General features: G+C 58.2%; 12 protein-coding genes. 7 read left to right on the forward strand and 5 right to left on the reverse strand.

The features are described from left to right. Nucleotide 1 precedes the first annotated feature (1 nt). Together GSVR_RS20760 and GSVR_RS20765 are read right to left on the reverse strand one after the other, a co-directional pair. Nucleotides 2-1,576 carry a methyl-accepting chemotaxis protein gene (locus GSVR_RS20760; RefSeq protein WP_173195845.1) on the reverse strand — a complete coding sequence of 525 codons (1,575 nt, stop codon included), beginning with the start codon at nt 1,574-1,576 and terminating at the stop codon, nt 2-4. A 212-nt stretch (nt 1,577-1,788) separates the two neighbouring features. Further along, a complete protein-coding gene (locus tag GSVR_RS20765) occupies nt 1,789-2,250 on the reverse strand; it encodes a hypothetical protein (protein WP_173195847.1) in 462 nt (153 codons plus the stop codon). Between the two features lie 329 nt (nt 2,251-2,579). Between GSVR_RS20765 and GSVR_RS20770 the strand changes: the two genes are divergently transcribed. The 4 genes from GSVR_RS20770 (at nt 2,580) to GSVR_RS20785 (ending at nt 9,260) form a co-directional block, all read left to right on the forward strand. Further along, nucleotides 2,580-5,174 carry an ATP-binding protein gene (locus tag GSVR_RS20770; RefSeq protein ID WP_173195849.1) on the forward strand — a complete coding sequence of 865 codons (2,595 nt, stop codon included), beginning with the start codon at nt 2,580-2,582 and terminating at the stop codon, nt 5,172-5,174. Further along, the gene (locus GSVR_RS20775) at nt 5,138-5,599 is read left to right on the forward strand and encodes a response regulator (RefSeq protein WP_173195851.1); all 462 of its coding nucleotides are present in this window, start codon (nt 5,138-5,140) and stop codon (nt 5,597-5,599) included. Before GSVR_RS20770 ends, GSVR_RS20775 begins: the two co-directional genes overlap by 37 nt. Before the next feature lie 190 nt (nt 5,600-5,789). Then, nucleotides 5,790-7,619, forward strand: a complete 1,830-nt coding sequence (gene glmS / locus GSVR_RS20780; RefSeq protein WP_173195852.1) for a glutamine--fructose-6-phosphate transaminase (isomerizing) — start codon at nt 5,790-5,792, stop codon at nt 7,617-7,619. A gap of 315 nt (nt 7,620-7,934) precedes the next feature. Beyond that, entirely contained in the window at nt 7,935-9,260 is a 1,326-nt protein-coding gene (locus tag GSVR_RS20785; RefSeq protein WP_173195859.1) for an amidohydrolase family protein, read from the forward strand. A gap of 248 nt (nt 9,261-9,508) precedes the next feature. On the opposite strand, the gene GSVR_RS20790 is transcribed toward GSVR_RS20785, so the two are convergent. The 3 genes from GSVR_RS20790 to GSVR_RS20800 all read right to left on the reverse strand — a co-directional run bounded on the left by GSVR_RS20790 (nt 9,509) and on the right by GSVR_RS20800 (nt 12,352). Then, a complete protein-coding gene (locus tag GSVR_RS20790) occupies nt 9,509-9,997 on the reverse strand; it encodes a DUF456 domain-containing protein (protein WP_173195861.1) in 489 nt (162 codons plus the stop codon). Between the two features lie 118 nt (nt 9,998-10,115). Then, the gene (locus GSVR_RS20795; RefSeq protein ID WP_173195863.1) at nt 10,116-10,367 is read right to left on the reverse strand and encodes a thioredoxin family protein; all 252 of its coding nucleotides are present in this window, start codon (nt 10,365-10,367) and stop codon (nt 10,116-10,118) included. 1,103 nt (nt 10,368-11,470) lie between these two features. Further along, a complete protein-coding gene (locus GSVR_RS20800; RefSeq protein WP_173195865.1) occupies nt 11,471-12,352 on the reverse strand; it encodes a L,D-transpeptidase in 882 nt (293 codons plus the stop codon). A gap of 190 nt (nt 12,353-12,542) precedes the next feature. Between GSVR_RS20800 and GSVR_RS20805 the strand changes: the two genes are divergently transcribed. The 3 genes from GSVR_RS20805 to pepN all read left to right on the forward strand — a co-directional run bounded on the left by GSVR_RS20805 (nt 12,543) and on the right by pepN (nt 16,540). Further along, a complete protein-coding gene (locus GSVR_RS20805) occupies nt 12,543-13,613 on the forward strand; it encodes a low specificity L-threonine aldolase (protein ID WP_173195867.1) in 1,071 nt (356 codons plus the stop codon). Nucleotides 13,614-13,627: 14 nt separating this feature from the next. Further along, nucleotides 13,628-13,786 (forward strand): hypothetical protein, encoded by a 159-nt coding sequence (locus tag GSVR_RS20810; protein ID WP_173195869.1) that lies wholly within the window; start codon nt 13,628-13,630, stop codon nt 13,784-13,786. Between the two features lie 111 nt (nt 13,787-13,897). Further along, nucleotides 13,898-16,540 (forward strand): aminopeptidase N, encoded by a 2,643-nt coding sequence (pepN, locus tag GSVR_RS20815; RefSeq protein ID WP_173195871.1) that lies wholly within the window; start codon nt 13,898-13,900, stop codon nt 16,538-16,540. The last annotated feature ends 63 nt before the right edge of the window (nt 16,541-16,603 follow it).

The following is a 16,603-nucleotide window of genomic DNA, read 5'->3' on the forward strand; positions in this document are numbered from 1 at the left end:
GTCAGGTTCTGAAGTGGGACAGCGCCGTCCGCAACTCATCCGACTTCCGGGCCAGGGTGGCGGAAACCCCGTTCACTTCGCCGGCTACGGCGCGGTTCTGGTCGGTCAGGGCCATGATCTGCATCATCAGCTCGATCATCTGCTTGGTGCGGGTGGCTATGTAGGTGCATTTTTTCGTAAGATCGGAAGAGATGTCCTCGGCATCCTTCAGTTGCTCGCTCGTCTCTCCGATGCTGTCGATCAGACGCCGCGTCGACCCCGATATTTCGCGCATCCTTTGGGCACTTACCTCGTTAGCCGAACAGACATGCTCGACTCCGCTCACCACAGCCTTGACGCTGGTATTGATCAGGGCGAGAGAGCTCTGGGTCTTGGAGGCGAGCTGGCGCACCTCGTCCGCCACCACGGCGAATCCGCGTCCCATTTCGCCGGCCCGGGCCGCTTCTATGGAGGCATTCAGCGCCAGCAGATTGGTTTGATCGGCAATGTCGGAAATGATTTCCAGCACCGACCGTATATCGCCGGCCTTGCCGGCCAGCTCCTGGGTCTGAGCCGCCAGGGCCACCTGTTTCTCCGATTCGCTTATGATTACTTGTCCGGCCTGGTTCAGGTTCTCCACGAAACTGCTCAGGGCTCCCCTGGTTGATTCCACCGTCTCGGTCGTGGAGATGGCCATCTCCTCGGTGGCATCCAGATTTTCCGCCACATTCTGGGTCAGCTTGTCGCACTCCACGATCAGGTTGGCCTGTTGATTCACCGCCGTGGACAGATTGGCAGCGATGTTGGAGAGTTCCCGACTGCCACTGGCCACGTTGTCGGCCGCCAGCTTATCATCGGCTATTATGCCCCTGAACTTCTGAATGAGCTGGTTGATGCACGAAGACAGGGTGCCTATTTCATCGCTGCTCTTATGGTCGATGCTGACCGTGAGGTTGCCGTTCGCCATTTCGACGACGTTGTCAGCTATAAGGACCACGTGCTGAATGATCACCTTTTTGAAGAAGAAATAAATGACGCCCAGCAGGGTGAAGAAAAAGAAAATGCCCGGAACGATCATCTTCATGGCAAAGGCGAGGATGTTGTCGTACCCGTCTTGGATGGAAGTGGTCACCAGCACGCTGCCCCTGAGCTTGGAGCCGGCGTCATGGCACTGGTGGCAGCGCTCCTCGTTGATCAACGGCGCAGCAATGCTCAAGGTGTGCATGCCGCCATCAACGGCTGTGTAGGAGACGTTTTTGCCGCTCTGCAATGCCTGCATGACATGGGGATCGGACGCCGACGAGCCGGTAGCACCGGTTTCCTTCCCCTCGGTGTTGTAAATCCTCAGATCACGGACGAACCGGTTCTTTTTCGCCTCGGCAGCATACCGGCCGATTTCCCTGGCATCCCCCTTCATCATGTAATCCTGTATGTCCTTGATGATTATGGCGGTTACATTGCTGGCGTTCTTCGTCTGCAGATCCATGGTGGATCTGTACTGCAGCCACATCGTAACCACCCCCATCGTAACAAGGGCGCAGGACAGGAATATTCCGAGGACTCCCAATACCTTGAATGTCAGCGTATTCTTGTTCATGGCAGCTCCTGTCAACAGCCTGGCGATCAGGCATTCTCACGGCGAGAGTCTCTTGCGCCTGACCGCATGCTCGGGCGGCCGGCCACTTTGCATAAAGACGATTTATTAAAGACCTGAGATTAACGTGCGCACTATGCAATGTCAACGGTAATCAAATCGTGAGAAAAAGCCGCCCGGCCCTTACTTTGGCAGCGACACCGGGGCGCTGCGGATTAAAACTTGATCCCCAGGCCTCCGCCGAGAAAATCGAGCTTGTCATCGAACTGGCGGCGGTATTCTACGTTGAGGAACAGTGGACTGGTGCTGATGTTCAGGTCGGTTCCCGCGACGATTACAGGAGTTCCCTTGACGCCGCGATTCTCATGAAAAACTACTGCCGCCCCCAGTCCGGCGTAGGGCTGAAAAAACGGCAGCGGCGGACGCACCTTGAACAGGGCCGTAATCGGTACGGAGGTGTCGCGCCGTATGGAACCAGCATCATTGTGGTCAAGCATGACATACGCCGCAGTGGCGCCGATCGATACCAGCCTGTTCAGATACAGATCTGCAAAGCCTTCCGCATAGTAACTGCTGCGGCTGGTGGCGCCTCCCCCCCGCACGCCGAAGCCGATCGATTCGGCACAGGCGCTGCCGGCAAGCGAGACGAAGATGAGAGCAATAAGAATACGTTTCATTGATGTGGTTCTCCTTTTAATATCACCGTATCACAGATGTCTTTTCCGACCGGCCGGGGTGCCGCTGTGCTTCCCGCTGGCTACGCGGATTCCCCGACCGCGGGATCATCGGCATCATACGCACAAACGGGTTCAGGTTCAATCGCGACGTTGTCCAGGCATGCCGCGGCATTACCTCCTTATCAAGTCCGGCAAAGTATGCTAGCATAAGGCCTTTCAGCAGAAAGCACCCGGAATCCAGGCCATGAAGACTACCTTCCGACATCCGTGCTCCGCCCCCTGCCGTGCGCCGTTGACGTACCGCTCCGGCACCTTTTCGAGGCCCCTCCATGGATAGAGGGGTGCCATATAATTGCCGCCGTACCGTGCTGCTGGCTTTGCTGATCTGCGCCGGTCTGGTCGGCAATATGGCTTCCGTGCCGCTCTTTGCGGGCTTCAAATACCTGTTCGGCAGCATAGCCGTCTTCATGGTCGTCAGCCTTTACGGTATCCGCTGGGGCGTGCTGGCGGGACTGGTCGCATCAGCCTGGACGATCCGGCTCTTCGGTCATCCCTATGCGATGGTCTGGCTTACCTGCGAACCGCTCTTCGTGGGGCTCCTACTCCGGAGGGGACGCTCCAGGAATCTCGTCCTTTATGCAGCCCTGTACTGGCCGCTGCTTGGTGCTCCCCTGGCATGGCTGTTCTTCCTGGTGGTGATGAAAGCGCCCTTGATCGGCACCGTGGCGGGCATCCTGATGTACTGGACGATCGGCATCACCAATGCGCTGATCGCCAGCCTGCTCCTGAACTACGTCCCTTCGATCGCGGCTTTGTGGCGTTCACCCGAAGAGCGCCATTCCATCCCCATTCATCAGTTGTTGTTCAACCTGCTGATGTCGTTGGTGCTCATTCCGGCGGTCATCGTGATGGTGCTGCACGGCAGGCTTGTTGAAGAAAAATATCTCAATGAACTCGGCAATGACCTCAGGATCAGTTCGGACGTGGCGCTCTACGAACTGCGTCTGAAGCTCCGGAGCAACATGCTGGTGTTATCGCAACTGGTCAACGAGGCGGATCATCTGCCACTCAACGACAGCAACGCCGATTTCTCGCGGCTGCAACTCGCCACGCAGCTCCTGCACGCAGCAAATCCGAATTTCGCCGTGCTGTACACCGGCAATGCAGCGGGACATTCGGTCACCTTCTCGCCGGTGCACGGTCCCGATGATCCCCTGATCGGCATGGATTTCAGCGACCGGGTCTATTACCACCAGCTCCGGGACACCGGCAAGGGGGTGGTCACCGGCATTTTCAGGCCGCGTACCGACGATCCGGCCCCCATCGTTGCCATGGGGCTGCCGGTTTTCAAGGAAAAACGCTTTTCCGGTTACGTCGTTGCCGGGCTCAATCTGCAGCCGCTCAGCGAAACTATCAATTCCGCCCGGCACAAACCGTATCATGACATCACCCTGATCGACAGCGACCAGCGCGTCATTGCCGGCACCAGACCCGATCTGGGTCTCATGGCCCCCTTCACTCCGCAGGTCCGCGGCACTTCTCACCGGACGAAATGGAGCAATGTCACCCAATTCCTGCCGGGCACATCGGAAAGTCCGATACCCGTGTGGCAGCAGTCCGGCCGTTCGATCTACCTCGGCAGGGTGGCGCTGGGCGCCGATGCGCCTTGGAGCCTTCTGGTGGAAAGTCCCTGGGCACCCTACCAGCACAAGATCTTCCGTGAACACATCCGGGCGCTCTCCATCCTGCTGATGGTCAACCTGCTGGCTCTGACCGCTTCGCTTTACGTTTCCCGCCGGCTGGCAGCCCCCTTGCTGCACCTTTCGCAACTGACCACCGACCTGCCCGCGCGGCTGTCGCGGGAAACGGTGTCTGCCTGGCCGCAGAGCATGGTGGCGGAGATCGACCGGTTGAGCCTGAATTTCAGGGAGATGGCCGCAGCCCTGTCCCAGAGATTTCAGGAGATCATCCACGCCAACGAGACATTGGAGCAACGGGTGGAGGAACGGACCAGGAGTCTTTCCAACGCCAACCGTGAACTGCACAACGAGATCGCCGAACGGAAACGGACCGAACAGCAGCGCGACCGCCTGTTGCGGGAACTTCAGCAGAAGAACAAGGAGCTGGAGGGCATCATCTACGTGGCATCGCACGATCTGCGTTCGCCGCTGGTAAATGTGCAGGGATTCAGCCGCAGGCTGCTCAAAAGCTGCACCGAGCTGGACCTGCTGACAGCGGCGGCTGAATTGCCGGAGGATGCGCGCCAGGGCCTGGACCGCCAGCTGCGGGAAGACATCCCCAAGTCGCTCGGGTTCATCACCGGCAGTGTCGAAAAGATGGACGGACTGCTGAACGGCCTGCTGCGCCTCTCCCGACTGGGGCGTGCGGCGATTTGCTTTGAGACGCTTGACATGCGTATAATTCTGGAGAAAATAGTTTCATCCATGGCGTACCAGATCGAGGCTGCCGGGGCACGGGTGGAAATAGGCACCTACCAGCCCTGCATGGCCGATGGCGTACAGGTTACCCAGATTTTCAGCAACCTGCTGGACAATGCCCTCAAATATCGAGCCCATGACCGTCCGCTGGTGGTCACGATTTCCGGAGTGCCGGTTCCGGACGGTGTCCGCTACTGCGTGGAAGATAACGGACTGGGTATTCCCTTTGCCGACCAGGAGAAAATCTGGAATATCTTCCAACGGCTCCATCCCGAGCAAGGACCGGGCGAAGGCCTCGGCCTGACCATTGCCAGGCGGATGGCGGACCGGCTGGGGGGATCGATCTGGGTGGAATCGGAACACGAGGTCGGAAGCCGATTTTATGTTGTACTGCCCCGTTCCCCGGAGGCGGTCGACGTTTTGGATCTCTCTGAAAGGCAGGAGGCGGCATGGATCACGGACTGGACCAGGAACTCGTCATCCTGATCGCGGAGGATGACGACGGGCACGCCGAACTGATCAAGGAAAACCTGCAGGAGGCGGGGGTCAGAAACCGGATCCTCCGGTTCCGCAACGGGCAGGAAGCAATGGATTTCTTTCATTCCCCGCCTGAAACTGCCGCGCTTCGCCACGTTTACGGCCAGACATACCTGCTGCTGCTTGACATCAACATGCCCCGGATGGGCGGCATCGAGGTGCTCCGGCGGATCAAAAACGATCCCGAGCTGAAGAAACTGCCGGTAATGATGCTGACCACCACCGACGATCCCAACGAAATCAGCACCTGTTACTCCCTGGGATGCAGCTGTTATGTCACCAAGCCGGTGGATTACCGGAAATTCACGGAAGTGTTGCACCGTCTCGGACTGTTCATACCGATGCTGAAGATGCCGCGTCTCGGTACGGCCTGAATTCGCAGCATCCTGTTCTCCGCCGCCTGACGAGGCCTCTGCGTAGGCTTATTGAGCGGCGCACCGTGTTTCCGCGGGGACCATCAGAAAAATGACCGCTGCGGGCCCGGTTTTTCCGGGTATTCCCGCATTACGATGTCACAAACCAGCATTACCCTTGTACCTAAATCACCAACCGGAGGAATATTGAATGTGCGGTATCGTTGGCTATATCGGCGGGCAGGAAGCTACCCCCATCATCCTTGAAGGGCTTAAGAAACTTGAATACCGCGGTTATGACTCGGCCGGCATCGCCACGCTGACAACCGGCGAAGCCGGCATCCGGCGCAGCGAAGGCAAACTGATCAACCTGGAGGGACTCCTGCGGGATCAGCCGCTGCGCGGCTCCATAGGCATCGGCCATACCCGCTGGGCCACCCATGGCCGCCCGTCGGAGATCAATGCCCACCCCCACAAAGCCGGGCCGATCATCGTCGTCCACAACGGCATCATCGAAAACTACCTGCAACTGCGCGAGCAACTCCGTCAGAACGGTCACACTTTCAAGAGCGAAACCGATACCGAGGTGATTGCCCATCTAGTCGAGGAAAAACTTGCCTCGGAGCCGGATTTTGAAAAGGCGGTGCGGCAGGCACTGCTGGCACTGCAGGGAGCGTATGCGGTCTGCGTCGTCAACGAACGCGACCCGGACACGCTGATCGCCGCCAAGCTCGGCTCGCCGATGGTCGTCGGCCTGGGTGCAGCCGAATTCTTCGTCGCATCGGACATCCCCGCCATCCTGGCCTACACCCGGGAGATGGTCTTCATGGAGGATGGCGAGATGGCGGTCTTCCACAACGGCGTGGCGCGCTTTTCCACCATTACGGGATCGCCGCTGGACAAGAAGTCGCGCCATATCGACTGGTCGCCGCTGATGGCCGAAAAGGGGGGCTATAAACACTTCATGCTCAAGGAGATCCACGAGCAGCCCCGGGCGGTACGCGATACCATTGCAGGGAGACTGCTGGAGAGCGAGGGGGATGTTTACCTGGAGGACCTGAGCTTCAGTGATCGGCAGTTGGCAGCCATAAAGCGGATCACGATCGTAGCCTGCGGCACCTCCTGGCATTCCGCGCTGCTGGGCAAATTCTACATCGAAGGGCATTGCCGCATTCCGGTCGAGGTGGATATCGCCTCGGAATTCCGCTACCGCAACCCGGTGGTCGACGAGCATACCCTGGTGATTGTCATCTCCCAGTCCGGCGAGACCGCCGATACCCTGGCCGCCCTGCGCGAAGCCAAATCGCGCGGCGCAATGAACATCGCCATCTGCAACGTGGTGGATTCCTCGATTGCGCGTGAATCGTCCGGCGTGATCTATACCCATGCCGGCCCCGAAATCGGCGTGGCCTCCACCAAGGCCTTCGTCACCCAGCTGATTGCCCTGTACCTGTTCACCATCCGCCTCGGCCGGGCCACCTGCGTCATAGACTCAGCCACGGGCCAACGGATGATCGCGGCTCTCAAACGGGTCCCGGCCCTGCTGGAGGAAGTGCTGACCCTGGACACCCAGACCGAGCGGATTGCACGCAAGTACATGAACGCCAGGGATTTCCTCTACCTGGGGCGCGGCAAGAACTTCCCGATTGCGCTGGAGGGGGCTCTCAAACTGAAGGAGATATCCTATATCCATGCCGAGGGTTATCCGGCCGGCGAGATGAAACACGGCCCCATTGCCCTGATCGACGAAGAGGTGCCGGTGGTCATGCTGGTGCCGAGCAACAGCAGCTTTGAGAAAACGCTCTCCAACATGGAGGAGGTCAATGCCCGCGGCGGCCGGGTGATCGCACTCTGTTCGACCGGGTGTGAGATCATCGCGGAGCGGACCGAGGATGTGATCGAGATCCCGCTCCTGGACGAGGACCTGGATCCGCTGCTGCTCTCGGTGCCGCTGCAACTACTGGCCTACCATGTGGCGGTTCTCAAGGGAACCGATGTGGACCAGCCCAGGAACCTCGCCAAAAGCGTCACGGTGGAATAAGTCGGAAGCAGCGGTCCACACATGTATGCGACAAATAACGTTATGAACTAATTACTGTTGTGAACTGCAAAAGGGACCTCATATGAAGGTCCCTTTTGCGTCACTGTTATCTTGGTTCAAGTCCGAATCGTGCGGTACGCTCAGCAAAAATTTTTCCGGCACCATTTCGCATTCATGATGGCGCCGCTGAATAGATTTTGTCGAAACTTTTGAGTAATAACGATGGGCCTTTGATATCTTGTCTCAGCTACCGTGGTATAGTGAATTAAAGCAACGTTCAAAGAGCCGGAATGCTCCACCGGGAGTTCAGTGCATATGATCCAGCAAACCAGAAAAAATGATGCTTTTATCGCAGCAGCATCATGGCTGATTTCTCCCACCTACCCAATTGTTCCCGGTGGAGCGATTCTCGTACAGGATGGAATAGTTGGGGCTCTGGGGAAACGTGACGATCTGAAGAAGCTTTATGATGTCCCGGTAATAGAGTATCCGGGATGCGCGATTCTACCCGGACTGATAAACGCCCATACCCACCTCGAGCTGACCCATTTCCCGTCTTGGCTCCTGCGAACGCACGTGGAATACAGTCCCCGTCGTTTCGTAGACTGGGTGATCCAACTCATCAAAATCAAGCGTGGACTTGAGAACATCGATTTCCGGAAATCGCTGGCCGAAGGCGTCAGAATTTGTCTGGAATCAGGCACGACTGCAGTCGGGGAGATCGTGAGTGATTTTTCGATGGCCCCTGCTTACCGTGCCACACCTCTTGGTGGCAGATTGTATTTTGAACTGCTCGGCCACGATCCCGTACGATTCCAGCATCTGCTTGAGGATGCAGTAACCGCCTGCCAGAGCGACGGCCCACGCTACATCACGAGTGGCTTGTCTCCCCACAGCGTATATACCATAGGGGAGGAACATCTACATACGATTCGAAGGACAGCCCATGCAAAGCAGTTGCCTTTGGTGATCCATCTTTCAGAGTCAAAGTCGGAGGCTGACTTTGTATTTGATAGTGCTGGTCCCTTGGCTCAAGAACTTTACCCATTTGTAGGCTGGGAACGATATCTGACGGCCCCGAGACGATGCAGTTCGACTGAATTGCTGGAACGTGCCGGTCTGTTGACAGCTGACACGTTAGCCGTACACTGCGTTCATCTAACGCTGGGAGACGCGAAAATACTCAAGCAGCACGGCGTGAAGGTGGTGATCTGCCCACGCAGCAACGAGCTGCTCGATGTGGGACATGCCCCGGTGGCTCTTTTTAAGAGTCTTGGTATTCCGTTGGCTTTAGGCACAGATTCCCTAGCCAGTAATAACACCCTCTCCCTTTGGGACGAGATCCGCTTTACCCTGAACTCCTTCAGCAAGGAACTGTCTCCAACGGATGTTTTCCATATGGCCACGGTTGGGGGTGCAACTGCCTTGGGAATCGAAAAAGCCCACGGCTCCCTTGAGCCAGGAAAATATGCGAACTTCCAGATACTCCGTCTCCCCGGAAAAGCGCCGGCATCAGGTAAACTTCTGGAGAATATCATTTATGAAGGTGTTGTGGATGACGTCTTTGTGATGGGTAGGCAGTATGCAAGCAGCAAAACGGATATCATTGATATGGCGGCCTCGACGGAGGCGCTCCCATAGGTGGTAGTCCTTCGGAAGTTTCCCGTAGACATATCGACTAGGACGAACGTGGCTGCATTGTCGCCTCGACCGCAATACCGCTGAAGGGAACCGTATGCTGCGGTGCTTCCCCCCACCCCGTACAATGATGTCGGAGTCGATCAGATCCGTCGCCTGATCCGCCCATAAAGCAAAACCCCATCACCGGACCAGGCAGAGAAACTGCGCGAACCCCTGAATCCTCGGATGACATTTTCGGCATAGTGATGTCAGATGAAACGCTTCAGGATGAACAGACCGATCATGGCGATACCTATGGCGAATTTACCGGCCAGCCCGATTGCCAGGCCGACTACAGTGCCGAAACCCGCCCGGCTCGCCTCATCCAGACTGCGCTGCAAGGATAGCTCCCCGATAACCGCCCCGACAAAAGGGCCAAACAGGACACCGGGGATTCCCAGGAATAGCCCTACGATGCCACCCACAGCGGCACCTGCCATGGCCCGTTTTGAACCGCCATATCTCTTCGCCCCCAGCACGGAGGCAGCGAACTCAACCACATAGGTAAGCACAGCCAGGGCTGCCAGAACCAGAAGCGTCCAGAGCCCGATGTACTGAAAGTCTTCCGCCCACGCCCCAAGCAGCAATCCCAGGAACAATACCGGTGCTCCCGGCACTACCGGCAGCAGGAGTCCGGACAACCCGGTGACCGTAAGAATAGCCCCGATGAGCCAGAGTATCATTGACTGGTCAGACATGACGTGCACCATTTCTCGTTGCCACCTGAACCTCACCTTCAGCTACCATAGGTGGATCCTTCCGCGCCTTGAAGCTCGCAGCCGCACTTCTTGCAGGCGTTGTCCCAATCCGGGCGGCTTAAGTAAAAGGCGGTATATGCTGCTGCAACAGCTTCGCAATTTCCTCTGGCGGCAATAACCTCCCGGCCATCATAACGGCTCCGTTGATAATGAGAGCCGGGGTGGATTTTACGCCGTACTTCAAGATGGTCTGGATGTCGTTAACCAATATGACTTTACCGTTCATGCCGCATGCTTTAACCGCTTCCAGTACATTGACAAACAAGGCTTTATACGTCGAGCCTTTGGATTCAATTACCTCAATTTTCATAGAAATTCCCTCTTAAAGTACGAAGCGTCTGAAATCACGTTAAAGACCCCTTATCGCTTGGAGCCTTTAGCATGGACGAAATTTCAATAGGTAGATAGTCCACCCGTTACAGGAATAACAGTATCAGCCAACTCAGGTTTTACAAGGGGGGCGCCCAGAGGTAACACAGTCTTTACATAAGACAGGAATGGACAGAAAAAGTTACAGTGAAATTTGGGAAAACAAAGAGGACTCGACAAAATCGTCCCGTTTCACGATTTCTGTTAACTGGGGATGGTTTTATTTTCCGACAACCAGCACCTCAAAGCTGTTTTGCACCATCTCCGATCGTGGTGGTTAGACCTTATTCCCCAGAAGCTTTCGGTGGGGTAAACTGTGCCGTGGGTGGATAGGTGTTATGAGTTATCGGTTCAACGGCCATTGTCCGTCCGTAAACCGCGCTGTGTTTTGACCGTTTGCATTACTCGAATGTGCCAGGAGAGGCCTCATGCGCCACGGTCGGGTATTACGACGACAAGGAAGCGGTCAGGCGAGCGGCACTTACACGTGATTTTTTATGTAACCAAAACAAAGACATTTTTGTCTTAATAATTATGCCTCCTACTTGCCCCCGTAGCTTTCCCTTCCTTGCTACGGGGGATTTTTTCAGCCAGCCAGACAGTTTCGGAAAGATTAAACCTTCAGTTACCAACTTTATTGTCTGGAACCATGATTCGTTGGAACGGGCCGTGCTGATTTCAAGTAATCGGGCATGTGGGCGATCAGGAACGGGAGGAGCGTATTGTGCATCAGGGGATGGTGGAGGATGTCTATCAGGCAGGGGAACGCAGCGGGATCTTCCCTTCATCGTTGTGTCGGGGATTAAAGCGTTTATCGTGACGCAGCCCGGTACATGCCTCCGGGCTCGTTATATCGGCCCGTGCAGCAGCCGGTGCGCTTTTCTGCAGCGGGCAGGCTCTCGAAAGGTATTGCACATTTCTTGTGTATTCTGATGAGCCCTTCTCCCTTGCCTTCCGTCGAGGAAGCATCTGACTCCTGCTTCAACGGAACGGGCAGGGATGCCCCCTCATGATCTCCGACTTCAGCCGCCGTGCTTCAGGGAATCAGTTTCGTGCGAGCGCCTGAGACAGGTAACGCGGCAGTTCTCCGCGCACCTGGACCACCGGACCGTCCTCCAGTTCGTCCAGTTCACCGTAGTCCTCGCCGTAGTCCGTCTCGCCCGCGGCCCATTCATACAGCTTCTGCGAATCGGTCAACTGCGGCCGCGAGGGGTTGCCGAAAACCCGGTTCTGCATCTCCTCGTCGTACAACCCGATGCAGCCGTGGGAGGCGGGACGGCCGGGCAGGTCGCGGGCGTGCAGCCAGTAGGAGACATTGTCCGAACCGATGTGGAACCGCAGGGCGTTGTCCATCGGGTATTGCTCCTCATCATTGGCGGTCTTGTAGAGCGACGAGGTGTGGGTCAGGTGGCGGGCATCGATCCGGAACATGCCGACAGGGGTTTCGGTACCCTTTTTCCCCGTGGCGGCCGGCACCGAAAAAACCAGTTTGCCATATTCGTAGGCCGCCAGCCATTGTTCGCCAATATCCACCAGGATGTATTTTTCCTGGCGCCGGGCAGGCTCGTAAAAACGCGGCAGGGGGGTATAGTTGCGGATTTCCGCCACATCCTCCGGAACCTTGATGGTCATGCCGGGATATACGTGCCGCCGGTCGATACGGTTGAAGCGCGCCACCCAGACCCAATCCGATCCGAATAACGATTCCAGCGATTCGTTCGGCCTGATGAAATGGGCGTGCCAGCGGATATTCTTCAGGCTGGGATATTCGACCCGGGAAAGATCCTCCATTGCCTTGTCCAGGGGAGAGGCGGCAGGCTCGGAGATCAGGGAGGGAACCCTCAGTACGGTAGCGCCAAAGAACAGACCGGTGAACAGTCCCACCAGCACGATTTTGTGTGATAACCGCATCCGACTGTAGCGCATGAAACCATCCCTCGTGATCAAACATATTGCAAAATTGATGCATTTTAGGCCGGAATCCGCCGATGTTCAAGCACAACCTCGGCTGTACGTTTTTAAGCTGTGGCGAATCAAGCTGTTACATGCTAAATTTGCCCCTGAGACGGGCCTGCCCGACAACCGCATCCAACGGCGGCCCAAAACAGGAGGCAGCATGGGTTCCACCACCACAATCAAATCACCGGCCGAGCCGGTCTTCAACCAATTTGCCAGCGACAATTATGCCGGGATCTGTCCCCAGGCCTGGGAAGCGATGGAAAGGGCAAACCACGGTTTTTCAACGTCCTATGGCGACGATTGCTGGACGGAGCGCGCCTGCGAGTGCATCCGTGAGCTGTTCGAAACCGATTGCCAGGTCTTTTTCGTGTTCAACGGTACCGCCGCCAATTCCCTGGCACTGGCCTCCCTGTGCCGCTCCTATCACAGTGTCCTGTGCCACGATCTGGCCCATGTGGAAACCGACGAGTGCGGGGCGCCCGAGTTCTTTTCCAACGGCACCAAGATCCTGCATATCCCCGGAGCCGACGGCAAGCTCGACCTGGAGGCGGTCGAACATGCCATTACCCGGCGCAGCGACATCCACTATCCGAAACCGCGGGTGCTGAGTCTGACCCAATCGACCGAGGTAGGTACCGTCTATTCCCGGGAAGAGATCGGGCGGGCCGCTGAACTCGCCCACCGCTACGGCCTGCGCGTTCAGATGGACGGCGCCCGGTTCACCAACGCGGTCGCCTCCCTGGGAGTCGCGCCTGCGGAAATCACCTGGAAGGCGGGGGTGGATGTGCTCTGTCTGGGAGGGGCCAAGAACGGTATGGCCGTGGGCGAGGCGGTGGTCTTTTTCAACGGCGCCCTGGCCGAGGAGTTTGAGTACCGCTGCAAGCAGGCCGGACAACTGGCTTCCAAGATGCGCTTCATCTCGGCCCCCTGGATCGGCCTGCTGGAGAGCGGCGCCTGGCTGGGCAACGCCGAACATGCCAACCGGCACGCCCGGCTGCTGGCAGACAAGCTGGCCGATATCCCCGGCATCAGCCTGATGCATCCCTGCCAGGCCAATTCGGTCTTCGTGGAGATGCCGCCTGCGACCGCCGCTGCCCTGCGCGACGCCGGCTGGCGCTTCTATTCGTTCATCGGCTCGGGAGGCGCCCGCTTCATGTGTTCATGGCAGACAACGGAAGATGATGTGAACCACCTGGTGGCTGCGATCCGCCAGGCAACAGGACGCTAAAGGGGGTACTGCAGATGATCAAGACCGCGACGTTCGAGGCGCTTCTGGCCGATGCGGAACCGGATGGAGAAGGGGGCTACATCTTCCGTCTGGAGGGCAAGACCTACCGCATCAAGGACACCCTGGAGATCTCCCGGATCGCTCAGGAGCACGATTACATCGTGATCTACTGATTTTCGTCCCGGTGCCGCCGCTCCGGGACGCCCCCGCCATTGGGTACCCGCCGATACCGCGTCAACAGTTTATGGTATAGTTGCTATATCTCCATTCCAGGACCAGCCCTCATGACGACACGTCAGCATACCACCATTCACCGAAGCGACTATACCCCCTATGACTTCCTGGTCGACAGCATCCGGCTGCGTTTCGAACTGGGCGAGGAAACCACGCTGGTGACCTCCCGGCTCGAACTGCGGGCAAAAGGGGAGCAGGCCGTACCGCTTGTCCTGGACGGCCACCGCTTCAAACTGCGCAGCATTGCCATAGACGACGGACTGCTGGGTTCCGGCGATTACCAGGTGACCGAGGAAACGGTCACCATCCCGCAGGTGCCCTCACGCTTCACGCTCGAAACGGTCACCGAACTGAAACCCCAGGACAACACCTTCCTGGAAGGGCTCTACCGCTCGGCCGGCATGTTCTGCACCCAGTGCGAGGCCGAGGGTTTCCGCTCGATCACCCCCTACCCCGATCATCCGGATGTGCTTTCGGTCTTCACGACCACCATCGTGGCGGACCGGGAACGTTATCCGGTGCTGCTCTCCAACGGCAATCTGGTCGATGCCGGCCAGCTGCCCGACGGGCGCCATTTCGCCACCTGGCACGACCCCTTCCCCAAACCGAGCTATCTCTTCGCGCTGGTGGCCGGCGATCTGGTCCGCCTGAAGGAGCGCTTTACGACCTGCTCCGGCAGGGAGGTGTCGCTCGAGCTCTACCTGCAGGAGGCCAACCGCCATAAGGGGGAACATGCCCTGCATTCGCTCGCAAAAGCCATGCGCTGGGACGAGCAGGTATTCGGCCGGGAATACGACCTCGACAGCTATATGATCGTAGCGGCGGATGATTTCAACATGGGGGCCATGGAGAACAAGGGGCTGAACATCTTCAACTCGCGCTACGTGCTGGCAACGCCGGAATCGGCGACCGACGAGGACTTCCACGCCATCGAAGAGGTCATCGGCCACGAATATTTCCACAACTGGAGCGGCAACCGCGTCACCTGCCGCGATTGGTTCCAGCTCTCCCTCAAGGAGGGGCTGACCGTGTTCCGTGACCAGGAGTTCTCGGCCGACATGCAGTCCCGCGGAGTCAAGCGCATCAACGATGTGCGCTACCTGCGCACCACCCAGTTCCCGGAAGATGGCGGCCCCATGGCGCATCCGGTCCGCCCCGATTCCTACATCGAAATCAATAACTTCTACACCCACACCGTTTACAGCAAGGGGGCAGAGGTAATCCGCATGCTGCGCATCCTGTTGGGGGAGAAGTGCTTCCGCCAGGGACTGGACCTCTATTTCGAACGCCACGACGGACAGGCAGTCACGATTGAGGACTTCGTGCGGGCCATGGCCGATGCGGGACAGCGTGATCTCGAACAGTTTACCCGCTGGTACAGCCAGGCCGGAACGCCGCAGTTGACCATTTCGAGCGGCTACGAGCCCTCGACCGGCACGTTCACCCTGACGGTGCGCCAATCCTGCCCACCCACTCCGGGCCAACCCGACAAACTGCCCTTTCATCTGCCGCTGGTGATGGGACTGCTTGACCGCGCCACGGGACAGGAACTGCCGGTGACGCTGGAGGGGGAGGAGCCTCCTGGTCCGGGCTCGCGGCTGCTGGAACTGAACGAGCAGGAACAGGTCTTCCGCTTCACCGGCCTGCAGGAGGAACCGCTACCAGCCCTGCTGCGTGGCTTCTCCGCTCCGGTCAAGCTCGACTATCCCTACCGGCACGACGACTTGGTACTGCTGGCCGGTCATGAGCGCGATCCCTTCTGCCGCTGGGAGGCGGGGCAGCGCCTGGCCGGGGAGATCATTCTCGATCTGGCCGGCGCATGGCAGGCGGGACAGGCGCTGGAACTCGATGAGGCCTTTATCGAGGCCTATCGCCTCACCCTGACCAGCGACGAAAGCGATCGGGCATTCCTGGCCGAAGCGTTGACGCTGCCTTCGGAAAAGTATCTGGCCGAGCTGATGCCGGTGGCAGACCCGGATGCAATCCATGGCGCACGCCAGTTCGTGGTCCGCACGCTGGCCTCCCGGCTGCGGGAGGATTTTCTCTTGGTCAGGGAACGCTGCCGGAGAGCGGAACCCTATGCTGTCGAAGACGGGCGCGCCGGAGAACGGCGGCTGGCCAACCTGTGCCTGGCCTACCTGATGAGCCTGGCGGAGCAGCCGCTGATCGAGCTGTGCCGCGACCAGTACTATGGCTCGGACAACATGACCGACTCCATCGGCGCACTGACGCCGCTGGTCTCATGCGACTGCCCGGAACGCCGGGAAATACTGTCGACGTTCTATGACTGCTGGCAGCATGACCGCAACGTGATCGACAAGTGGTTTACCCTCCAGGCCATGTCGCACCTGCCCGACACGGTCGAAGAGGTATGCCGGCTCCTGGAGCATCCTGCCTTCGAGCTGGCCAATCCCAACCGTTTCCGCTCGCTGGTTGCCTCATTCAGCCAGAACCAGGTCCGTTTCCACGCCGCCGACGGCAGCGGCTACCGCCTGCTGACCGACCAGTTGATCCGGCTGATCCCGATCAACCCGCAGGTATCGGCCCGGCTGCTGGCTCCGCTGACCACCTGGCGCCGTTACGACAGCACACGCCAGGAATTGATGCGGGCCGAATTGCAGCGCATCCAGGCGCTGGAGAATCTTCCGCGGGATGTTTTCGAAGTGGTTGATAAAAGCCTGCGGGAAAACTGAGGGCGGGTTACGGTGATTGAGTGATGGAAATAAAAAAGGCTCTGCAGCAGTTGCAGAGCCTTT

Origin of the sequence: Geobacter sp. SVR, assembly GCF_016865365.1 — a bacterium.
GTDB lineage: Bacteria > Desulfobacterota > Desulfuromonadia > Geobacterales > Pseudopelobacteraceae > Pelotalea.